Source organism: Methylobacterium sp. Leaf112, assembly GCF_001423295.1.
In the GTDB taxonomy this organism is placed as follows: Bacteria; Pseudomonadota; Alphaproteobacteria; order Rhizobiales; family Beijerinckiaceae; genus Methylobacterium.
This window is the reverse complement of the sequence record NZ_LMNG01000031.1, coordinates 1-22,463: the sequence shown is the minus strand read 5'-3', so window position 1 is coordinate 22,463 and position 22,463 is coordinate 1. Positions and strand designations below refer to the sequence as shown.

Genomic DNA, 22,463 nt, shown 5'->3' with positions numbered 1-22,463 from the left:
GGCTGCCCCTCAGTATGGAACAGGCGTGTCAGCGAAGCCTTAAGGACGCGCCCGTCCGGATTTTTCCGCGATAATCGTCCCGTGCCTCAGGCGGTGAGTGGCGTCGGCGCCCCTCGGCGGACGAGGAGCCCTTGAACGAAGCCGGTCACCGGCCTTTCGATCCAGCGATGGATCATCACCGCGACGACGCAGGACGCCACGAGCGTGACGGCGACGATGGGCCAAAGGGTTGATGGCTCTTCCAGGCCGGCCGCTTGCGCCGCCTTGCGGGTTCCGACGATCACGAAGGGGTGGCTGAGGTACAGCACGTAGGAGGCATCGCCGAGGAGAAGGCCGAGCCTCGCCAGCGGCGACGGACCGGCTTGGCGACCGAGCACGGCGGCGGCGACGATGAGGGCGGCGGGGAGACCCCAGCCGATCACCCGTGCGATATCGTTCGGTGTCGTCCATCCCATGGCTTGATGGGCCGAGTCGATGGGGTCGACGAACAGGATCGCGAAGCCGCCGGCGAGCAGGACGCTCCGGGCGAGGCCCGAAAGCAAGACGCCGGTGCGAAGCAGGAGGGCGAGGCCCATTCCGAACCCGAACTCGAGGATGATCGGGCGCGTCCAGAAGAACGGCGCCGCCGCGCTCGGCTGCATCACCAGCCCCACGACAACGAGGGCGCCGAGAGTGGCTGCGGCCGCCATCACCGCCCGCTCGCGCCGCAGACCGATGAACACGGCGAACAGGAGGTAGAAGAACATCTCGTAATTGAGGGTCCATCCGAGTTCCAGGACCGGCAACGGAACGGATTGTCCGGGCGCGTAGGCCGGCCAGAAGCCGAACGACGCCAGGATGGTGGTGGGACCAGCGGCCTCCTTGGTGGTGCCGGCAAGTCCGATGCTAACAACCGCCACGTAGAGGGTGGTGAAGATCCAGTAGAGCGGGACGATCCTGGCCACACGCCGGCCGAGGAACTCGATCGCAGCCCCCTGCCGTCCGAACAGCTTCTCGGAGGCGTAGACCATGATGAAGCCCGAGATGACGAAGAAGATGTCGACGCCCGCGCCCCAGGGGAGCAGGTGCACGCGCTCGAAGGATCCGCCGAGCTTCCCGCTCTGCACGAAGGCGTGATGCTGAGTATGTCCGAAGACGACCATGAGGGCGGCGAGACCCCGCAGAACCTGCACGGAGACGATCTGCTTCATCTTGGCGCGGTCTCGAAGGCGGCAGGATGCCGACTGGAGATGGACCATGCGACCGCAGCGGTTAAGCCTCGATAAAGCCGAACGCCGTCCTTCTACTGGGTGAGGCGGCGCACGAGATCCCGGAACTGGTCGCCCCGATCCTCGAAGCTCCTGAACTGGTCGTAGGAGGCGCAGGCCGGGGAGAGCAGCACCACGGGTTCGGCCGCCTCGGACGCCGCTGCCGCGTCCGCAGCCTTCGCGGTGGCGACGTCGAGGGTGCCGCAGCGGGTGTAGGGCACCCGCCCCTCCAGGGTGGCGGCGAAGGCGTCGCTCGCCGCGCCGATGAGGTAGGCGTGGGCGACCCGGCCGAACAGCGGCACGAGCGGTTCGATGCCCCCCGCCTTGGCCTTGCCGCCGAGGATCCAGTGAATGTCGTGAAAGGCGGTGAGCGCCTTTTCCGTCGAGTCGGCGTTGGTTGCCTTGGAATCGTTGACGAACAGCGCCCGACCGCGGCGGCCGACCTCCTCCATGCGGTGGGGCAGGCCCGGGAAGGTCTTCAAACCAGCCAGGATGGCCTCGGCGTCGAGGCCGAGGGCTTGGACCACGGCGATGGCCACGGCGGCGTTCTGCCAATTGTGGGCGCCGCGCAGGGTGCCGATCCCGTCGAGATCGGCGAGGACCGTGCCGTCCGCCCCGAACACGCATCCGTCGCGGGCTGCGAGGCTTCCTTCCGGCATCCCCTCCCCCACGTGCACCCGCACGATAGCGCCCGTGACCCCATCGGCGATGGCCCGGCTCGGGGCGTCGTCGATGCCGACGACGGCGAGGGCCGAGCCGGCGATCAGGCGTGCCTTGATGGCGGCGTAGAGCTCCAGGGTCCCGTGGCGGTCGAGGTGGTCGGGGGTGACGTTGAGGAGCACGCCGATGCCGGGATTCAGCGACGGCGTCAGGTCGATCTGGAACGAGGACAGCTCGATGACGTGAATGCGGTCCGGCGCGGGCGGCGCAAGAGACAGGATGGCGGTGCCGATGTTGCCGCCCATCTGCACGTCCCGGCCGGCTCGGCCGAGGATGTGCGCGATGAGAGCCGTGGTCGTCGATTTGCCGTTCGTGCCCGTGATGGCCACGAAGGGAGCGGCGGGTGCGATCCGGGCCCGCTCGCGGCAAAACAGCTCGATGTCGCCGATGATCTCGATGCCGGCGGCCTGCGCCTTGTCCACGGTCCAGTGCGGGACCGGATGGGTCAGGGGTACGCCGGGAGCGAGAATGAGGGCCGCGAACTCCGTCCAGTCGGCCGCGTGCAGGTCCGAGACGGAGAACCCTTGTTCGCGAGCCCGCGCCGCACTTTCCGGGCTGTCGTCCCAGGCCAGCACATCGGCCCCGCCGGACCGCAGAGCCCGCAGGGTGGCGAGGCCGGAGCCACCGAGGCCGAACAGGGCGACCTTGCGGCCGGCGAAGCAGAAGGCGGGCGTCATCAGCGCAGCTTCAGGGTAGCGAGACCGGCGAGTGCCAGGATCACGGCGATGATCCAGAACCGGATCACGACCTGCGGCTCCTTCCAGCCCTTCTGCTCGAAATGGTGATGGATCGGCGCCATGCGGAAGACCCGCTTACCGGTGAGCTTGAACGACGCGACCTGGATGATCACCGACATCATCTCGAGGACGAACAGGCCACCCACGATGGCGAGGACGATCTCGTGCTTGGTGGCGACCGCCACGGTGCCGAGCAGACCGCCGAGCGCCAGCGAGCCGGTATCGCCCATGAAGATCTGGGCCGGCGGCGCGTTGAACCACAGGAAGCCGAGGCCCGCCCCGATCACCGCACCGCAGACCACCGCGAGTTCGCCGGTGTCGCGGACGTAGTTCACTTGGAGGTATCCGGCGGTGAAGACGTTGCCGACGAGGTAGGCGATGACCCCGAAGGTGCCGCAGGCGATCATCACCGGCACGATGGCGAGGCCGTCGAGGCCATCGGTCATGTTCACGGCATTGCCCGCGCCCACGATGACGAAGGCGGCGAACAGCACGTAGAACCAGCCGAGGTTCAGCAGCGCGTCCTTGAACACCGGAAACGCGAGGTGGTTCTGCAGGGCGGCCGGCGAGTACACCGCGATGACCGTGCAGGCGGCGAGCGCGATGGCCGCTTCCAGCAGCAGGCGGAAGCGGCCCGAGAAACCTTTGTGCGACTGCTTCGTCACCTTGAGGTAATCGTCGTAGAAGCCGATGGCGCCGAACCCCAGGGTCACGGCCAGCACCACCCAGACGTAGTGGTTGCGCGGGTTGGCCCAGAGCAGGATCGCCACGATGGCGCCGGCCAGGATCATCAAACCGCCCATGGTGGGCGTGCCGCGCTTCGTCAGCAGGTGCGATTGCGGTCCATCCTCGCGGATGGGCTGGCCCTTGCCCTGGCGCAGGCGCAGGAGCGAGATGATGAGCGGCCCGAACCAGAACACGAACAGGCCCGCCGTGAACAGCGCGCCGCCGGTGCGGAAGGTGATGTAGCGGAAGACGTTGAGCGGCGACAGGGTGCCGCTCAAGTCCGACAGAAGATACAGCATCCAGCACCTGGCCGCGGTTTTCGAGGATCAATTCCGGACAGGCGGGGCCGCGGACCCCGCCCTCCCGGCCGTGAGCGGGGGTCTCAGCGAGCGATCGTCTGAGCCGTCGCAGCTTGTCCGGGGTTCGCGTACCGGGCTTTGAGAGCTTCGACAATCCGGCCCATGCGGATGCTGTTGGATCCCTTCACCATCACGGCGTCTCCGGTCCGCAGGATGCCGAGCACGGAATCGAGGAGTTCGCCCGAGGTCGCCGCGCAGGTGCCGCGTCGGCTCAAGGGAAGCGCCTCGAACAGGTGACGCATGAGCGGGCCGGCGGTGAAGACGAGGTCGACGTTCGCTTTCTCGACGGCGTCGGCGAGGTCGCGGTGATGGTCCGCCCCGGCGGGCCCGAGTTCCAGCATGTCGCCCAGAACAGCGATGCGGCGTCCGCGCGGGCCGGTCTCGATGGCCGAAAGGGTGGCCAGAGCCGCCCGGATGGAGGCCGGATTGGCGTTGTAGCTCTCATCGACAAGGAAGGCCTCGCCTTCCCCGATCCGTAAGGCCGTGCGTTCGCCGCGCCCCACGGGCGGCCGGAGTGCCGCCAGCGACAGGGCGGCCATGGCGAGGTCGGCCCCGAGCGCGTGGACCACCGCCATGACGCCCAGCGAATTCATCGCCGTGTGCCGTCCCGGGGTGCCGAGTTGGTAGGTCACCGGAATCCCCATCACCACGGCGTCGACCACGGAGAGGTCGGGCCGCAGGACGATGCGGAGCGCCCGGACATCGGCCTCGGGGTGCTCGCCGAAGCTGACGACCCGGCCGGCATCGGACGCCTGCGCGTGCGCCAGCAATCGCGAAAAGCTCGGGTTGTCGCGGTTGAGGATCGCGGTGCCGCCGGCGCGCAGCCCGGAAAAGATCTCGCCCTTGGCGTCGGCGATGGCCGACAGCGAGGCGAAGTGCTCGATGTGCACGGGCTCCACGGTGGTCACCAGGGCGATGTCCGGCCGGACCATGGCGGCGAGCGGCACGATCTCCCGGGGGTGGTTCATGCCGATCTCGAACACGCCGTAATCGGCGTCGACCGGCATGCGTGTGAGCGTCAGGGGCACGCCCCAGTGGTTGTTGTAGGACGCAATGGAGGCATGGGTGCGCCCCTGCGCCGACAGCACGTGGCGCAGGGCCTCCTTGGTGCCGGTCTTGCCCACCGACCCCGTCACCGCGACGATACCGGCTTTGGTACGGGCGCGGCCGGCGAGGCCGAGCGCCCGCATGGCGTCGAGGACGGGGTCGTCGCTCGCGCCCGAGACGGCCAGCACCGCACCGGCTCCGCCGAATTCCGCCGCGCGGTCGGCCGCGACCACGGCGGCGGCGGCCCCGCGCGACAGGGCATCGCGCACGAAGTCGTGGCCGTCGCGGGCCTCCCCACGAATGGCGAAGAACAGGTCGCCCGGCTGCAGGCTGCGCGTGTCGATGGAGGCGCCCGTGATGGGCTTCGGGTCACCGTGCAGGGTCCCGCCGGTGGCGGCCTCGAGGGCTTGCCCCGTCCAGAGGGGCACGTCGGACAGGGAGGAATTCATGCCGCACGCTCCGCGATGGCTGCCCGGAGCACGTCGTGGTCCGAGAACGGCAGGACGGTTGTGCCGACGATCTGGCCGGTTTCATGGCCCTTGCCGGCCACCACGAGGACGTCGCCGGGCGACAGACCCCGGACGGCCGTACGGATCGCCTCGGCGCGGTCGCCGATCTCCGTCGCGTCGGACGCAGCCGCCAGGATCTCGGCGCGGATCGCAGCCGGATCCTCGGAGCGCGGGTTGTCGTCGGTCACTATGGTCCAGTCGGCGCCCTTGGCCGCGATGGCGCCCATGATCGGGCGCTTGCCCCGGTCGCGGTCTCCGCCACAGCCGAACACACAGACGAGGCGCCCCGTCGCGAACGGACGCAACGCCGTGAGGACGCCTTCGAGGGCTTCCGGCTTGTGGGCGTAGTCGACGAGGCAGAGGGCGCCGTTCGCCTCGCCGATCCGCTCCATGCGGCCGGGCACGCCCGTGAGATGTTCCAGCGCTGCGATCACGCCGGCCGGATCGGCCTCGCCGGCCGGGGTCGCCAGGGCGAGACCGGCGGCGAGGAGGGCGTTCTCGACCTGAAACCCTCCGACAAGGGGAAGGCGCACCGCATACTGAGTCTGTCCGCCAAGGCCTGGAGCGAGCACGTCGAGGTGCTGGCAGAAGCCCTCCGTCCGCGCGGCGAGGAGCCGAACGGATTCGCCGGCCCGTCCGGTCGTGCGCAGGCTCAAGCCCCGCGCCAGGGCGGCCGCGATGACCACCTTGGCGTAGGCGCCGTCGGCGTTGACCACCGCCGGAATGCCGGGCTGGGCAAGTGTCGTGAACAGCCGCAGCTTGGCCGCGAGGTAATCGTCGAGGGTGGCGTGATAATCGAGATGGTCGCGCCCGAGATTGGTGAACGCGACGGCGGAGAGTTCGACGCCGTCGAGGCGGCGCTGCTCGATACCGTGGGAGGAGGCCTCCACGGCGAGGTCCGTGATGCCGTCGGCCGCCAGCCGCGCCAGCGTCGCCTGCAGGGTCACGGGGTCCGGCGTCGTCAGGGAGCCGTAGGTGGCGCCCCGGTTGGTGACGATGCCCACCGTGCCGAGGCTGGCCGATTCACATCCGAGCCGCGACAGGATCTGACGGACGAAGTCCGTGACCGAACTCTTGCCGCTGGTGCCGGTGACGGCCACGATGCGGGTCGGCTGCTGGCCGGAGAAGTTGCGCGCCGCAAGGGCCAGGCTCCGCCGCACGTCGTCGACGGCGACGTAAGGACAGGCCAGGTCGAGACCGGCCGGGCGGTCGCCCTCCCCTACCACCGCGACGGCGCCCGCCGCGACGGCGCCGGCGACGAAGCGACGTCCATCGGCCACCGTGCCGGGCACGGCCACGAACACGAAGCCTGGTTCGACCTTGCGGGAATCCGCCGTCACTCCGGAGACCGGCGTTGCATCGCCGGCCGCTTCGGGGAACAGGCTGCCGAGGGTGGCCCCTGTCATCGTCCGTCCACCTGGGTGGCGTGATAGGCACCGAGCTTGACCATCAGGGGGAACGGCTTCACCGGCGGATCGAATTGCGGCGGCAGGCCGAGGATCGGGGCAACGCGCTCGATGACGCGGCCCGTGACCACGCCAGAGTTCCAGGCGGCGGTGGCGTAGCCGCCCGATTCCGGGAGGCCCTGGGGCTCGTCCATGATGGTCACGAAGAGGTATTTCGGAGCGTTCATGGGCGCGGCGGCCATGAAGGTGGTGAACAGGCGGTTCTTCACGTAGCGCCCGTGGATGACCTTCTCGGCGGTGCCGGTCTTACCGCCGACGTAGTACAGCGGAATCGAGGCCTTCTTGGCCGAACCTTCGACAGCATTGAGGCGCATGATGAAGCGCATGGCCTCGCTGGTCTCGGGCTTCAGCACCCGGGTCGCCTTCTTCAGGGCCTCGGCTTCGGTGGTCTTGAGGAAGGTCGGCACGATGAGGTTGCCGCCATTGGTGATGGCACCCACCGCCGCGGCCGCTTGGAGCGGCGCCACCGCGAGGCCGTGGCCGAACGCGATGGTGATGGTGTTGATCTCGGTCCAGCGCTGGGGAACGATGGGTTCGGCGCTCTCCGGCAGTTCCGTCCGCATACGGTCGGTGAGACCCATCTTCTTCAGGAACGCTCTGTGACCGGGCACGCCGACGCCGAGGGCCATCTTGGCCGAGCCGATGTTCGACGAGTGCGTGAACACCTCCGGCATGGTGATGGTGCGGTTGGTGCCGTGATATTCGTGGATCTTCTGCCGGCCCCAGGTCAGTACGCCGCCCCGGGTGTCGAAGGTCGAATTCACGTTGTATTTGCCCGAATCGAGCGCCATGGCCAGGGTCATCGCCTTGAAGGTCGACCCCATCTCGTAGACGCCGACATTCATGCGGTTGATGCGGTCGGACGACAGGGCGTCTGCCGGGTCGTTGGGGTCGAAATCCGGGAGCGATGCCAGCGCGATCACCTCGCCGGTGGTGACATCCAGGATCATGCCGGCGGCAGCCTTGGCCTTGAAGTGATCGACACCCCAGGCGAGCTCGTCGCGCAGGGCAAACTGCGCCCGCAGATCGATGGAGAGCTGCACCGGCTTGAGGTCGGTCTGTTTCGCTACGAGGCCGAACTCGTTGAGCGCCTTGTTGCCCTGCGTATCGATGTATTTCTCGATGCCCGCGATGCCGAGGTTGTCGAGGTTGGTGATGCCGATGATGTGGGCCGCCGCGACCCCGTTGGGGTAGACACGCTTGTGGTCGGGCAGGAAGCCGATGCCGGGGATGCCGAGGCGGTGGACCTCGGCCTGCTGCTTCGGGGTGATCTCGCGCTTGACCCAGACGAAGCCCTTCTCCTTGCCGGTCGATCCGACGCGGGCCGAGAGCTTGGTACGCAGGTCGTTGGCGTTGAGTTGGGGCAGGACGGCGGTGAGCAGTTCCACCGCCTCGTCCTTGTCGACGATGTTGCGCGGCTCGGCGAAGACCGACACCGTGCGGATATCGGTGGCCAGGATTTCGCCGTTGCGGTCGACGATGTCGGGCCGGATCGCCGTGGTGGCGGAGGCGGCGACGCGCTTGTCCGAGTTGTCCGTCTCCGGGAACGCCGCGAGATAGACGAGGCGCACGCCGATGGTCGCGAACACGGCGGCGAAGCCGAGGCCGACGAGACCGACGCGGGCATAGCTCCGCTCGATGGCGAGATGGAACATCGCCCGCGCCAGGGCGACGACGCGGTTTCCGCGCGGCGCTGGAGGAGGCGGCTCCGCCACGGGGACTTCGACCAGGGCCCCTGGCAGCGACTCGTGCTCTCGCATCGACTCGGCCTCGGGCGGAGCGGCGTCCGGAATAACGTCTTGCGACACGGGTGCTACCTCGAAGCCGTTGTCGGGGTTCTGGTCGTCGTCGTACGGGTGGTCACGGTGCGGGTCGTAATCGAGCCGGTGGTGCGCGGCTCGTTCAGGCCGGGCTTCTCCTTCGGCGTCGCGGTCGCCGCGAGCAGGCGACCGATCTCGTCGCCGCGCTCGGGACGCGCCGGGAGGTCCGACAGGCGCCCGAGATGGGACGTGCCGATGGGCTCCAGCGCCAGATGGCGCGCCACCGCCGCCTGAAGCCGGTCGGGCCGGGTCAGCAACTGCCACTCGGCCCGCAGGACCGCGATGGCCTGGCGCTCGCGGTGGAGCTGGCTGCGGGCCTTGGAGACCTGCCCGGCCTGATACAGGGTGTCGTACTTGATCGAGTAGGCGTAGATCGCCGAGCCGATGAGCCCGAGGACCGCCATGACGTTCAGCAGACGGATCACCGGCGTGCGCTCCTGACTGTCCGCTCCGGCAGGGAAGCGAGGGCCTCGATGGCGGCCAGGGGCGCGGGCGCAGGCGCGTCCGTGCGTTCCACCGCGCGCAGCTTGGCCGAACGGGCGCGCGGGTTGGCATGGATTTCGGAATCGGAAGGCAGCACAGGGCCCTTGGTCACGGCCATGAAACTGCGGGGTGCCGGCACCTCCAGGCTCGGCAGGTGGCGCGAGCCTTGTGCCGCCCGACCGCTGCGAGCGGAGAAGAACTGCTTGACGATGCGGTCTTCAAGGGAATGGAAGGTGACCACGGCGAGGCGCCCGCCGGGGCGCAGGATGCGCTCGGCGGCGTGCAGCGCCTGGACGAGTTCGCCGAGTTCGTCGTTCACCGCGATGCGCAGGCCCTGAAAGGTCCGCGTCGCCGGGTTGATGCCGCTCGCCGGATCGGCCCAGACCACGCTGGCGACCACTTCGGCCAGGGCTGCGGTGGTCTCGATCCGCCCCTTGCGACGCGCCTCGACGATGGCACGGGCGACGGCGCGGGAGCGGCGCTCCTCGCCGTAATGGTAGATGATGTCGGCGAGATCGGCTTCCTCGGCGTCGTTGACGATGTCGGAGGCGCTGCGCCCGGTGCGCTCCATCCGCATGTCGAGGGGACCGTCGTGGCGGAACGAGAAGCCGCGCTCGGCCTGATCGATCTGCATGGACGAGACGCCGATATCGAGGACGACGGCATCGGCCTGCCCCCAACCGGCATCACGAACACTCCCATCGAGGGTGCCGAAGCGGCCCGGCACCAGGGTCAGGCGCCCTCCCGAGGAAGCCACCAGGGGCGCTCCGTCCGCGATGGCGCCGGGATCGCGGTCGATGGCAAGCACGTGAACCGACGGATCGGCCTCCAGCATGGCGCGTGTGTAGCCGCCGGCCCCGAAGGTGCCGTCCACCGCGAGTGCCCGGTCCGCCAGATCGAGGGCGGCGAGCACTTCGGCGAGCAGCACCGGGACGTGGGGCGTCCCGTCGTTGGGAGGTCTGGGTTCGCGCATGCGCTTCATCGCCCGGCCTCTTCGACCAACGTGCGGAGCACGGGAAACGGGGGCGTCGAAGACGCGACGGGGATGAGGCCGCGCATGCGTCCCTTCCAAGAGTCTGAGCCGCCGTGAAGCGGCGCGGAGAGACGGGACATCGCCGGATCGGCGCGCAGCGCGACCGCTTGCAGGGACGCCGCCCCGAAAGTCTCGGGTTGCGTCCGTCGATCCGAAAATCGCCGTTGACGGGATGAATCGGGGTACCATGGGCCTCTGAGCGCCGTCAACGAACGGGGCCGCAACGCATTGGCCCTGTCCGATCAGACCTCAGCAAGGTTAACCGACGGTAAGTTTTTCGTTGCCGCGTGTTCGTGTTTTGCCGGGTGCCACAACTCAGAACCAGCGTGGATCAGTCGGCCTTTAAGCCGGGTTCTGTAGGGCCCGGACGACCCGTGAGGGTCCCCCTGACGTGGCGGCCATTCCTCTGGGACGATCGTTGCCGATGCGCCTCGAGCAACCAACCCGGGCGACGGGCCTGGAGAGAAGCCTGACGGGCCGCAAAGCCCATCGTGTCGCCCCTATTCGGTCTTGCTCCCGGTGGGGTTTGCCGTGCCGTCCGCGTTGCCGCGTCCGCGGTGCGCTCTTACCGCACCCTTTCACCCTTACCCTGTGTGAAACAGGGCGGTCTGCTCTCTGTGGCACTGTCCCTGGGGTCGCCCCCGCCGGACGTTATCCGGCACCGTCTCTCCATGGAGCCCGGACTTTCCTCCCCGGACGCGAGGTCCGGAGCGGCCGCCCGGCCGACTGATCCGAGGCGGATGTGCGCCGCGGACCGTCATGAGGTCAAGCGCCCGGCGGCATTCGGGAACGCCGACTTTGGATTTACGGGGAGCGGTTGCGCATCCGGACGCGGGCGCTAAATCCCAAGACAGGCGCTCGCCGCCTCCGCGCGGCCGGCCCCGGACCACTTGGCTTCACCAGATGGAGGTGACCATGGCGACCGACGAGACGGCCTGGACACTGGAGAAGGTTCAGGAATTGCGGAGTCTGGCCCAAGAACGCGTGCCGATCTCGGTGATCAGCCTCAGGCTTAAGCGGCCCATCGAAACCGTGTCGGCCAAACTCGCCGAACTCGGTATTACGCCCGCCCCCGAGGCAGGCGCCGACTGACATCGGGGTGCCGCGAGGCCATCGGCCTCGCGGGCTTCCGGGACCTACCAGGACCCGGTGTTCTCCATGGAGACCCATGGCTCCTGCGGCGGCTTGGCGTCACCCTTCTGCAGCAGCTCGATGGAAATCCCATCGGGGGACTTCACGAAAGCCATGTTGCCGTCGCGCGGCGGCCGGTTGATGGTGATCCCCGCCTCCTGCAGCTTGGTGCAGAAGGCGTAGATGTCGTCGACCTCGTAGGCGAGGTGGCCGAAGTTGCGCCCCCCCGAATAGGTCTCCGGGTCCCAGTTGTGGGTCAGTTCGATCACCGGTGCCTGGGTCTCGCGGGCTGTCGCCGCGTCGCCGGGCGCTGCAAGGAAGACGAGGGTGAAGCGTCCCTTCTCGTTGTCCACGCGGCGGACCTCCGTGAGGCCGAACGTATCGACGTAGAAGGCGAGCGCCTGGTCGAGGTCCGCAACGCGGACCATGGTGTGCAGAAAACGCATCGTCGTGAATTCTCCTGAGGGTGCGGCCTATGTGGTGGCCGTGCGAGTCCCGTCAACGCCACGCATCTGCGTTGGTCTCTCGCGCAACGGTTCTTTGCACCGACCGCGCGTTGCGCCCGGGACGGAAGCGATTCAAGAGGGAGGCCTGCGACAGGCGAGGCTTCCATGCGCACCGAAACCCCGATCCCGATCCCGATCCGGCTCGCCGACTACAGGCCGAGCGATCACCTCATCGACCGGGTCGGCCTCGACATCCTCCTGCACCCCCACGCGACGGAGGTTCGGGCGACCCTTGCGCTCCGGCCCAACCCGGCCGGCCGAGCAGGGGCCGAACTGGTGCTCGACGGCGAGGATCTGACGCTGCTGTCCCTCGATCTCGACGGGGTCGCCCTCGCGCCGGACGCGTACCGGATAACGGAAACCGCCCTGATCCTGGCGCAGCCGCCGCAGGAACCCTTCACCCTGACGATCCGCACGCGGATCGATCCGACCGCCAACACCCGGCTCATGGGTCTCTATCGATCGAACGGCGTCTACTGCACGCAATGCGAAGCCGACGGCTTCCGGCGGATCACCTATTTCCTCGACCGCCCCGACGTGATGGCGGTCTACACAACCCGAATCGAAGCTGACCGGGTCGACGCGCCCGTGCTGCTCGGCAACGGCAACCCCATCGAGGCCGGGGAAGCGGGACTGGGTCGGCACTACGCCGTCTGGCACGATCCCCACCGCAAGCCCGCCTACCTGTTCGCCCTCGTCGGCGGACGCCTCGACCGGCTCGGCGGCCGGTTCACGACCAGCGAGGGCCGGACCGTCGACCTCGGAATCTATGTCGAGCCCGGCAAGGCGGACCGCGCCGCCTACGCCCTCGATGCCGTCATCCGCTCCATGGCCTGGGACGAGACGGCGTTCGGCCGTGCCTACGATCTCGATGTGTTCAACGTCGTCGCCGTGTCGGACTTCAACATGGGCGCCATGGAGAACAAGGGCCTCAACATCTTCAACGATCGCTACGTTCTCGCCAGCCCCGAGACCGCCACCGACGCGGATTACGCCGCCATCGAGGCGATCATCGCGCACGAGTACTTCCACAACTGGTCAGGCAACCGCATCACCTGCCGGGACTGGTTCCAGCTCTGCCTCAAGGAGGGCCTGACGGTCTTCCGTGATCAGGAATTCTCGTCGGACATGCGCTCGCGGGCGGTGCACCGCATCGGCGAGGTCCGCACCCTGCGGGCCCGGCAGTTTCCCGAGGATGCCGGACCGCTCGCCCACCCCGTGCGCCCGCAAGCTTACGCCGAGATCAACAACTTCTACACGGCCACCGTCTACGAGAAGGGTGCGGAGATCGTGCGGATGCTGCGCACGCTGCTTGGCACGGATACGTTCGCCCAGGGGATGGATCACTACTTCGCGGCGTGCGACGGCACCGCGGCGACGGTGGAAGATTTCCTCGGCGCCTTCGCGACGGTCTCTGGACGCGACCTCAGCGCCTTCGCGCGCTGGTACGATCGGCCCGGCACCCCAGTGGTGACCGTCGAGGGCTCCTACGACGCGGCAGCCCGCAGTTACACCCTAAGGTTCCGGCAGGAACTCCGCGGCGACCGCGAGGGCCCACCGCTCGTCATTCCGGTGGCGCTGGGCTTGGTCGGAGCTGGCGGCCCCCTCGACACGGCGGCCTGCGACCGCGTCCAGAACGGGGTCTTCATCCTGGAGCGAGCCGACGACAGTCTTACCGTCACGGGTGTGTCGGAGGCTCCGGTTCCGTCCCTGTTCCGAGGCTTTTCCGCACCCGTGCGGTTGGTTCAGACTATCACCGATGCGGACCGCCTCGTTCTGCTCGCGCACGACACCGACCCGTTCAACCGGTGGCAGGCGGCGCAAGATGTCGCCATGGCTCGCCTCGTCGCCGACGCACGGGCCGACTCCCCGGTGCCGCCGCCGGAGCAGGATGGTCTCGTCGCGGCCCTCGCCGCCTTCCTCGACGGGGAAGCCCTGACCGATCCGGCCTATGCGGCCCTCGTGCTCACCGTGCCGAGCGAGGGCGACATCGCCAACGCAATCGGCGAAGCCATCGACCCGGATGCGATCCACCGGGCGCGGACGGCCCTGCGGCTGCAGCTCGGGCAGGGCCTGTACCCGCACCTGACAAGCCTGCGCGACGCGCTCGCTGACCCGGCCGGTACGCCGTTCTCACCGGATGCGGTCTCAGCCGGACGCCGGGCCCTGCGCAACGTCGCCCTCGACCTCATCTCGGTCGCCGACCCGCAGTCCGGGATCGGCCTCGCGCAGGCCCAGATCGAGGCCGCGACGACCATGACCGACCGCCTCGCCGCCCTCTCCGTGCTGGCGCTGATCCCAGGCTCGGCTCGGGAGGACGCATTCGCGGCCTTCGCCGAGCGCTACCGGAACGAGCCCCTGGTGCTCGACAAGTGGTTCGCGATCCAGGCGATGATCCCCGAGGACACCACGCTGGAACGGGTCCGCCGCCTGCAGGCGCACCCGACTTTCGCCATGACCAATCCCAACAGGGTGCGCTCCCTCGTCGGCAGCTTCAGCGTCGGCAATCCGACCCAGTTCAACCGGCCGGACGGGGCCGGCTATGCGTTCCTGGCCGAGGTGGTCGAAACCCTCGATGCGACCAATCCGCAGATCGCGGCGAAGCTGCTCACAGGCTTCGGCTCCTGGCGAATGCTGGAACCGGAACGCCACGCCAAGGCGGAACGCTCGCTTGCGGCAATCGGCTCACTTGCCAACCTGTCCCGCGATGTTTCCGACATCGTCGGCCGGATGCTTGACAACTGACAAGCCGTTGTAGGGAAACAGGTATTCCAGTACTTACCAAGCTTCTCTGCACGCAGATGCGTCCCCTGTCAGGATTAACAGAAGCATAAAAAAGCGTGGACAACTCGGCCGTGAAAATGGTGTTATGAATGCGATTCGAAGCGCGACACGGTCACGCTTCCCAGACGTTTCACCATAGCTGCGGAGACATATCATGCTGGAGGCGGATTCCGCTTCCCTCTCCGCGCGTGCGGATACGATCCTCGGCATCCATCGCCCACAGACCACGACGCACATCCGGTTCGTGCGGGCGGAAACCTGGCTGCGTGTCGCCCTTCCGGCCCTGCTGGCGGCTTTCCTCGCTTGCCTGGCGACGGTGGAATGCCTCCATCTCAATGCACAGCGCCAGGATACTCTCGGGCGTGCGGTCACTGAGATCGACGCACTGACCCGGCTTGTCGCGGCGTCCCTCGGCCAGGGCGACACGGACGAGGCCGCGATGAAGGGTCGTCTCGCAGCACTTCTGCCGCCGCATCTCCTGCCGCTCGGCCGACAGATCCTCATCGTCGGCACCGACGACAGCATCGTCGCGTCCGCCCCCCCCTGGGCCGGAAGCCGCACGCTCACGGAGCACCTCGGAGAGATGCAGGCGCTCACGACCCTCGGGGAGCGGGCGGGGGTGATGACGGTGGATCTCGCCGACCGCGCCCCGGCCCTCGCTGCGCTTCGCAGTCTGCCGAACGGACGCGGTCAGGTCGCCGTCCTGCAACCCATCGCAGCGGTGACCGCGGCCTGGAACGCCAGGATGCGCAACCACGTGATTCTGCTTGGGGCGGCGGCCCTGGTCATCGTCGGGACCGGCATCGCATACGTCCTGCAGACTCGGCGGGCCTATGCGGTCGATCGAGTGTGCGAGCAGATCAAGCAACGCCTCGATACGGCGCTCGGACGCGGCCGGTGCGGATTGTGGGACTGGGACATCCCCCGTGGGCGGATCTACTGGTCGGACTCGATGTACGCCCTGCTGGGTTATCGCCGCGAGCGCGAGTTCCTGTCCTTCGGCGACGTCAATGCCCTGGTCCATCCCGATGACGGTGACCTGTACAGCTTGGCGCGCCACCTCGCCGCGAGCCAGTCCACCGTCGACCACGAGTTCCGGATCCGGTCCGCCTCGGGCGTCTGGACTTGGATGCGGATGCGGGCCGAGATCGTACCGGACACGGTGGCCGGCGGTCGCCATCTCGTCGGCATCGCCCTCGACGTCACCGAGCAACGCAACCTGGCTGAACTGAACGCCACCGCGGATATGCGCCTGCGCGACGCCGTCGAGGCCATTTCCGAGGCGTTCGTCCTCTGGGACACCGGCAACCGTCTCGTCCTGTGCAATTCGAAGTTCCGCGATCTCCATGCCCTGAGTCACGAGGATGCTGTTCCGGGGCGGCGCTACGCCGAGATCATGGGCCGCGGTGTGCTTCCGCCGATCCGTCGCGAGATGCGCGAACTCGAGCATTCGGGCGCAACCGCCCGTACCTTCGAGGCCGAACTCACGGACGGCCGTTGGCTCCAGATCAGCGAACGCCGCACCAAGGATGGCGGCTACGTCTCCGTCGGTACGGACATCACCAGTCTGAAGCGCCACCAGGAACAACTCGTGGCCTCCGAGCGCGAACTCATCGCGACCGTGAAGGACCTCAAGCGGTCGCGCCGCACCCTCGAACTCCAGACTCAGCAACTCGCCGACCTCGCCGAGCGCTACCTCGATCAGAAGGCCCAGGCCGAGACGGCCAACCAGGCGAAATCCGAGTTCCTCGCCAATATGAGCCACGAGCTTCGCACACCGCTCAACGCGATCATGGGCTTCGCCGAACTCATGGAAACCGGGGTGTACGGAGCCCTTGGCTCGTCGCGTTACACGGATTACTGCCAGGACATCCGTGCGAGTGGAGATTACCTCCTGTCGGTCATCGACGACATCCTGAACATGTCGCGCATCGAATCGCACCGGGTGAAACTGGTACGCCGCGAGATCGGCTTGCCGGGTGCCATCGAGGCGGCCCTGAAGCTCGTGGCCGAGCCGGCGCGGGCGAAATCCCTCAGCATCCATGTCGACCTGGTCGAGGGCCTCTCGGTGCTGGCCGACGAGCGCGCCCTGCACCAGATCCTGCTCAACCTCGTTCAGAACGCGGTGAAGTTCACGCCGGAAGGCGATGGGCGGATCGTCGTGAAGGCCCGGCCGATGGGGGATGCCGTGAACATCTTCATCGAGGATACGGGCATCGGCATCCCCAAGGCAGCCCTGCGCCGCCTCGGCGCTCCGTTCCAGCAGGTCGAGACGAACCTGACCCGCACCTACAAGGGCTCGGGCCTCGGCCTCGCCATCGCCCGGTCCATGGCCGAGTTGCACGGGGGTTCCCTTCGCCTGCGCTCCCAGGAGGGTCTCGGCACCATCGTGTTCGTGCGCCTGCCCATGCCGACGCCCGAGCGCCTACGCGATGTGGCCTTCGAAGCTTCGCAGGAAACGGTCGCATCCTTGCGGGACGCTGCGGGGGCGACGCCGCGCCGGGGCTGGATGGAGCCAGCCGCGAGCTGACCCATTGAGGGCGCGCGTCGTTCGACGATCGCGGCTACGCCTCGGGCCTCTGCGTCAGGCGAGAAGCCGATCGAAGAGGTTGCGCACATCGGCGCGCCGCTCGTCGAGCTGAACCATCAGATGTGCGGCGTCCGGCATGCCCAGCGCCACGGCCAGGCGCGTCAGGGCGACCCCGGAACCCTGGGCCGGGTCGCCCGCCACCATCAGCCTCTGCCAATGCAGGACATCGTCGAACTGGCGGTAGGCGGTCCGCAGGCGCTCGGCCTCGGCCTGCTTCAGAAGGCCATGCCCCGCTGCCAGCACCAGCACATCGCCTGCAGCGGGGCCGGCGAGATCCGGAAACCGGCTGCCGTGCGCAAGGACGAGGGCCTGGGCCAGGAAGTCGAGGTCGAGCAGGCCACCCGGGGCGAGCTTGAGATCGAGGGGCCCCGCATCACCTTTCTCCTCGGCCACGAGCCACCGCATGGATCGCACGGCGCCAAAAACTTCGGACGGATCCCGCGGCCGTGTCACCATGGATCGGATCATCGCGATCAACTCTGCGCCGAGTTCGGCATCACCCGCGATCATCCTGGCACGGGTCAGGGCCATGTGCTCCCAAAGCTCAGCTTCGGTATCGTAGTAGCCCCGGATGCTGCGCAGCTGCACCGCCACCGGCCCCTGCCCGCCACCGGGCCGCAGACGAAGGTCGACCTCGTAGAGATGTCCGCGCCGGGTCGGCACGGTGAGCGCGGCGACGAGGCGTTGCGTCAGCCGATTGTAGGCGACCGCCGCATCGAGGGGGCGCGGCCCGGCGCTCATGCGGGACTCGGGGTCGAAGTCATAGACCACGACGAGGTCGAGGTCGGATTCCGCCGTGAGCTGACACGACCCGAGGCGCCCAAGCCCCAACACGGCGAGGCGTCCCCCTGGTACCGCCCCGTGCTCGGCGAAGAAGGCTTGCGACACCCGGTCGAACGCAGTCCCCACCACCGTGTCGGCGATGGCGGTGTAGGCCCGTCCCGCCTCCACCGGCGCGAGAATGCCGGAGAGGAGACGCGCGCCGGTGAGGAAGCGCAGGTGCCGCGCCGCATCTCGGCTGCGATCGAGGAAATCCTCGTGGTCGCTCGGCTGCCCGAGCAAGGTCCGAAAATGCGCGGCGATGCCGCCAGGCTCAGGCGGTGGCGCCGAGAAATCCTGCTCCAGCACGGCATCGAGCACATGCGGACTGAACGAGACGGTCTCGGCCAAGCGCGGTGCGGTGCCGAGGAGATCGGCGAACAGGAGGCGCAAGCGTTCGTTGGAGCGTAGGATGGTGAGGAGTTCGAGCGCCGCAGGCATACGGGCGAAGGCCCGGTCCAGGGTATCGAGGGCCAGATCCGGATCGGTCGTTCCACCGAGCGCCTGCATCAGCGCCGGCACAAGCTCGGTCAGGACTTCGCGGGCCCGGGCGGTACGCACGGCCGGCCGCCGCCCGAAATGCCAGCCGCGTACGGTTTCGACGGCGCGTTCGGGCCCGCGGAACCCGAGGGCGCGCAGAGTCGCGAGGGTGGCGGGATCGTCGCCCGTTCCGCTGAACACGAGATCGCCCACCGCCGACGACAGGTCTGGTTCGGCCTCGAACAGCAAGGCGTAATGGGCCTGGACCCGGCGGGCATGATGCAGCAGCGACGCTTCGAAGCCCGCGAGCGTCGCGAACCCGGCAAAGCGCGCGAAGCTTTCGAGTTCGCCGGGCTCCGACGGCAGGCGTTGAGTCTGCTCGTCACGCACCATTTGGATGCGGTGCTCGACGGTACGCAGGAACTCATAGGCCTCCGCGAGCTCGTCGCGGGCGGTGGCGTCGATCCAGCCCTCGTCGGTGAGGACCCTGAGCATCTCGACCGTACGCCGCCCGCGCAAGGCAGGCCGGCGTCCGCCGAAGACGAGTTGCTGAGTCTGGACGAAGAACTCGATCTCGCGGATGCCGCCCCGCCCGAGCTTGATGTCGTGCCCGGCCACCGCGAGGGTGTCGTACCCGCGCACGGCGTGGATCTGGCGCTTCATGGCGTGGACGTCGGCGATGGAGGCGAAGTCGAAGTACTTTCGCCAGACGAATGGGCGCAGGTCGTCGAGGAAGCGCTGGCCCAGGGCGAGGTCGCCGGCGATGGGCCGGGCCTTGATGTAGGCCGCCCGCTCCCAGTTCTGCCCGAGGTTCTCGTAGTAGAGGTACGCCGCGTTGAGGGATACGGCCGTCGGCGTCGAGCCCGGATCGGGGCGCAGGCGGTAATCGACGCGGTGCACATAGCCATCGGCCGTGCGCTCCTGCAGGAGCCTGGCGATGCCCTGTGCCAGCTTGGTGAAGAACGACGTCGGCGCGAGCCCTCCCATGAGAGGGGCGACGGTGGGATCGAAGAACACCACGAGGTCGATGTCGCTCGAGTAGTTCAGCTCGCCCGCGCCGTGCTTGCCGAGCGCCAGGATGACGAGGCCGGACCCGGCCTGGAGGTCGCCCGGATCGATGGGCAGGAAGCGCCCGGCGGCCGCCGCCTCAGCGAGGAGCGCATCGGTGGCGGCCAAGACCGACGCGTCGGCGAAGTCGGACAACGCCGCCGTCACCGTGGCGAGGGGCCAGAGCCCGCCGAGATCGGCCAATGCCACGAGGAGGGCGTGCTCGGTGCGGTTCACCCGCAGGGCGCGGGCGATGGCGGCGAGGTCGCCGCCGTCACCGGCGGCGCGCTGGCGGGCGACGAGATCGGAATTCGCGGCCTCGGGCGCCCGCGACACCAGATCGGCGAACCGGACCGGGTCACGCGCCACGGCCTGCCACAGGAACGGGGATTGTTCGGCGAGCGCGAGGACGAGGGCCCGCAGGGGCACGTCGAGGAATCCGGCCGGAAACGCGTCCTCGATATCGGCGAGGCGCCCGGCGGCGGCCTCCGGGTCGATCAAGGGCGGCGCCCGTCGCAAGCGATGATGGAGGCTGCCAGGCTCGGTCATGCGGGGTCTCCCACGGCGAGGGCCGGAAGCGTTACCACGACGGCGAGGCCGGGGGCATTGTCGTTGAGCACCAGCGTCCCTTGATGCAGGCGCACGATGGCAGCGACGAGGCTGAGCCCGAGGCCGAATCCGGGCCGGGACCGCGCATCCTCCAGGCGGACGAAGCGATCGAGGACGCGGCCGCGCGCCTCCGCCGGGATGCCTGGCCCTCGGTCGGCGACGACAACGCGAATCGCACAGCCGATGCGCTCCGCGGAGATGCGGATGCACCCGCCATCCCGGTTCGGAACCGATTCCTTCATCGCTCCATACTTGACCGCATTGTCGATGAGATTCGCGAGGGCTTGCCCGATGAGTTCGCGGCTGCCCATGAGCCGCAAGTCCCCCGTCGTGACGATGTCGAGGGACAGGCCCTCGTCGGCGGCCACGGCCTCGTAGAGTTCCCCGACTTCGCGGGCCGTCGTGCCGACGTCGAACTCGGCCATGAGTTCGTGGGCGGAAACGCCCTCGAGGCGGGCGATCATCAGCAGGGCGTTGAAAACCCTGATCAGGCCGTCACTGTCCTCGATCACGCCCTCCATGGCGAGACGCAGGTCCGCGGCGCTCGCGGGCGAACGCAGCGCCTCGTCGGCGCGGTTGCGTAGGCGGGTCAAGGGCGTCTTGAGATCGTGGGCGATGTTGTCGGAGACCTCGCGGAGGCCCCGCATCAGCTCGCCGATCCGCTCGAGCATTTCGTTGAGGTTGCGAGCCAGACGGTCGAGTTCATCACCGTTGCCGGCCACCGCCAAGCGACCGCCGAGGTCGCCGGCCATGATCCGCCGGGTGGTCTCCGTCATGGCGTCGACGCGCTTTAGCACGCGGCTCGCCACGAACCAGCCACCGACGACACCGAGAAGGATCACCAGCAGAAGCGAGGTTCCGAAGGTGCCGCCGATGACCGAGCGCAGGCGGTCACGCTCCTCGACATCGCGACCGACGACCAAGCGAAAGCCCCCCGGCAGGGTGAAGATCCGCATGATCGCGCGGTGATCGAGGCTGGATGAGCCACCACGGGCGTAGGCCGCTTCGGTCTGCCCGGGTTCGGCGAGGAGACCAGCCGGCAAGGCACCGACGTTACCGGCCACATGCTCCCCGGCGGGCGTCGTCACGAGGTAGAGGGAAGCCCCCGGCTCGCCGGCGCGGCGCTCGACCACCGAGATCAAGCGCCGCAATCCACCGGACTTATACTGCTCGGAAAGGCCGCTGATCTCGGCTTCGATGGTCGACACCATCTGATCGTCGAGAACCCGGCTGGCGTTCCAGGCGACGTAGCCGAGAGCCAGAAAGGCGAAAGTGGTGAAGATGAGCAGGTAGGCGAAGGACAGCTTGAAGGCCGTGGTCCGGAATAGGTTCTGGAGCCGGCCATGGTCGCGCCGCCCGGCCGAACACCCGGACCGTGCCACGTCATCCGCCATCAGGCGCCGCGTGCCTCGTCGGCACGCACGACGTAGCCGGCGCCGCGTACGGTGTGGAGGATGGGCCGGTCGAAATCCTTGTCGATCTTGGCGCGCAGGCGCGAGATGTGAACATCAATGACGTTGGTCTGCGGATCGAAGTGATAGTCCCAGACATGTTCGAGCAGCATCGTCCGGGTCACCACCTGACCGGCATGGCGCATGAGGTACTCGAGCAGCCGGAATTCACGCGGTTGTAGGATGATTTCCTGACCGGCGCGGGCGACGCGATGCGACAGGCGATCGAGTTCGAGATCGCCGACCCGGTAATGAGTGACCTCGACGGCTCCGGCCGGCGCCGATCGACGACGTGCCAGGATCTCGGCGCGGGCGAGGAGTTCGGAGAATGCGTAGGGCTTGGGAAGGTAATCGTCGCCGCCGGCCCGCAGGCCCTTCACCCGATCATCGACCTGACCGAGGGCCGAGAGAATCAGCACCGGCGTCGTCACGGCTTGTTCGCGCAGGGACCGGATCAGGGACAGACCGTCGAGCTTTGGAAGCATCCGATCGACGATGAGCATATCGTAATCGCCCTCGCGGGCAAGGGCGTAGCCGTCAAGGCCGTCGTGGGCAAGATCCGGCATGTGACCGGCTTCCCGAAAGGCTTTGACAAGATAGGACGCTGCCTCGCGGTCGTCCTCGATGATGAGCAGTCGCATGGCGTCGAACGATACGGTCTCGCGATGCGACGGTGAAGCGTATCCCATGCCCCTACCCTCTTCGATTGAGGAGAGGATGGCACCCATGAGCGGATTTTGGCGCCTGCAGGACGATTTGGTCATCGACCGCCCCGCGAACGCGAACAGGCCGCCCTTTTGTGGGGCGGCCTATTCGGGGTGATCGTTGAGAGGGGATGATGATGTGCTGTGCAGGTCTGGCGGCGACCGACTCTCCCGTGTCTTGAGACACAGTACCAT

The 22,463-nt window shown here is 68.2% G+C and carries 15 protein-coding genes and 1 other RNA gene; 3 read left to right on the top strand and 13 right to left on the bottom strand.

The window, feature by feature from the left end; all coding sequences use genetic code 11:
- Positions 1–86: 86 nt before the first annotated feature.
- The 9 genes from ASF52_RS16035 to rnpB all read right to left on the bottom strand — a co-directional run bounded on the left by ASF52_RS16035 (position 87) and on the right by rnpB (position 10,877).
- A complete protein-coding gene (locus tag ASF52_RS16035; protein ID WP_056174201.1) occupies positions 87–1,190 on the bottom strand; it encodes an acyltransferase family protein in 1,104 nt (367 codons plus the stop codon).
- 92 nt (positions 1,191–1,282) lie between these two features.
- Complete coding sequence (gene murD / locus ASF52_RS16030; protein ID WP_056174200.1) at positions 1,283–2,644, bottom strand: UDP-N-acetylmuramoyl-L-alanine--D-glutamate ligase; 1,362 nt, start codon at positions 2,642–2,644, stop codon at positions 1,283–1,285.
- On the bottom strand, positions 2,644–3,729 hold the full coding sequence (gene mraY / locus ASF52_RS16025; RefSeq protein WP_056094024.1) for a phospho-N-acetylmuramoyl-pentapeptide-transferase: 1,086 nt from the start codon (positions 3,727–3,729) through the stop codon (positions 2,644–2,646). The genes murD and mraY overlap by 1 nt, the downstream gene beginning before the upstream one ends.
- A gap of 83 nt (positions 3,730–3,812) precedes the next feature.
- Positions 3,813–5,273, bottom strand: a complete 1,461-nt coding sequence (locus ASF52_RS16020) for a UDP-N-acetylmuramoylalanyl-D-glutamyl-2,6-diaminopimelate--D-alanyl-D-alanine ligase (RefSeq protein ID WP_056174936.1) — start codon at positions 5,271–5,273, stop codon at positions 3,813–3,815.
- Positions 5,274–5,281: 8 nt separating this feature from the next.
- The gene (locus ASF52_RS16015) at positions 5,282–6,751 is read right to left on the bottom strand and encodes a UDP-N-acetylmuramoyl-L-alanyl-D-glutamate--2,6-diaminopimelate ligase (RefSeq protein WP_056174198.1); all 1,470 of its coding nucleotides are present in this window, start codon (positions 6,749–6,751) and stop codon (positions 5,282–5,284) included.
- Complete coding sequence (locus tag ASF52_RS16010; protein ID WP_244472939.1) at positions 6,748–8,571, bottom strand: peptidoglycan D,D-transpeptidase FtsI family protein; 1,824 nt, start codon at positions 8,569–8,571, stop codon at positions 6,748–6,750. Before ASF52_RS16010 ends, ASF52_RS16015 begins: the two co-directional genes overlap by 4 nt.
- A 53-nt stretch (positions 8,572–8,624) precedes the next feature.
- The gene (gene ftsL / locus ASF52_RS16005) at positions 8,625–9,056 is read right to left on the bottom strand and encodes a cell division protein FtsL (protein WP_056174196.1); all 432 of its coding nucleotides are present in this window, start codon (positions 9,054–9,056) and stop codon (positions 8,625–8,627) included.
- The gene (rsmH, locus tag ASF52_RS16000) at positions 9,053–10,096 is read right to left on the bottom strand and encodes a 16S rRNA (cytosine(1402)-N(4))-methyltransferase RsmH (protein ID WP_056174194.1); all 1,044 of its coding nucleotides are present in this window, start codon (positions 10,094–10,096) and stop codon (positions 9,053–9,055) included. Before rsmH ends, ftsL begins: the two co-directional genes overlap by 4 nt.
- A gap of 378 nt (positions 10,097–10,474) precedes the next feature.
- Positions 10,475–10,877, bottom strand: an RNA gene (rnpB, locus tag ASF52_RS18375) — RNase P RNA component class A.
- Positions 10,878–11,062: 185 nt separating this feature from the next.
- Between rnpB and ASF52_RS23000 the strand changes: the two genes are divergently transcribed.
- On the top strand, positions 11,063–11,239 hold the full coding sequence (locus tag ASF52_RS23000; RefSeq protein WP_200937406.1) for a hypothetical protein: 177 nt from the start codon (positions 11,063–11,065) through the stop codon (positions 11,237–11,239).
- Between the two features lie 44 nt (positions 11,240–11,283).
- Here ASF52_RS23000 and ASF52_RS15990 read toward each other — a convergent pair whose 3' ends face one another.
- Positions 11,284–11,724 carry a VOC family protein gene (locus ASF52_RS15990; RefSeq protein ID WP_056174190.1) on the bottom strand — a complete coding sequence of 147 codons (441 nt, stop codon included), beginning with the start codon at positions 11,722–11,724 and terminating at the stop codon, positions 11,284–11,286.
- Positions 11,725–11,889: 165 nt separating this feature from the next.
- On the opposite strand from ASF52_RS15990, the gene pepN reads away from it, so the two are divergent.
- Entirely contained in the window at positions 11,890–14,529 is a 2,640-nt protein-coding gene (pepN, locus tag ASF52_RS15985; RefSeq protein ID WP_056174188.1) for an aminopeptidase N, read from the top strand.
- Between the two features lie 193 nt (positions 14,530–14,722).
- Positions 14,723–17,098: a PAS domain-containing sensor histidine kinase gene (locus tag ASF52_RS15980; RefSeq protein WP_056174185.1), complete on the top strand. Its 2,376-nt coding sequence runs from the start codon at positions 14,723–14,725 to the stop codon at positions 17,096–17,098.
- 54 nt (positions 17,099–17,152) lie between these two features.
- Here ASF52_RS15980 and ASF52_RS15975 read toward each other — a convergent pair whose 3' ends face one another.
- From ASF52_RS15975 to ASF52_RS15965, 3 genes are read right to left on the bottom strand one after another with little or no spacing between them, the layout of a single operon-like run.
- Entirely contained in the window at positions 17,153–20,053 is a 2,901-nt protein-coding gene (locus ASF52_RS15975; protein WP_056174183.1) for a bifunctional [glutamine synthetase] adenylyltransferase/[glutamine synthetase]-adenylyl-L-tyrosine phosphorylase, read from the bottom strand.
- Entirely contained in the window at positions 20,050–21,507 is a 1,458-nt protein-coding gene (locus ASF52_RS15970) for a HAMP domain-containing sensor histidine kinase (protein ID WP_056174182.1), read from the bottom strand. Before ASF52_RS15970 ends, ASF52_RS15975 begins: the two co-directional genes overlap by 4 nt.
- Positions 21,507–22,205, bottom strand: coding sequence for a response regulator transcription factor (locus tag ASF52_RS15965; protein WP_056174931.1), 699 nt, complete (start codon positions 22,203–22,205; stop codon positions 21,507–21,509). The genes ASF52_RS15970 and ASF52_RS15965 overlap by 1 nt, the downstream gene beginning before the upstream one ends.
- Between the last annotated feature and the right edge of the window lie 258 nt (positions 22,206–22,463).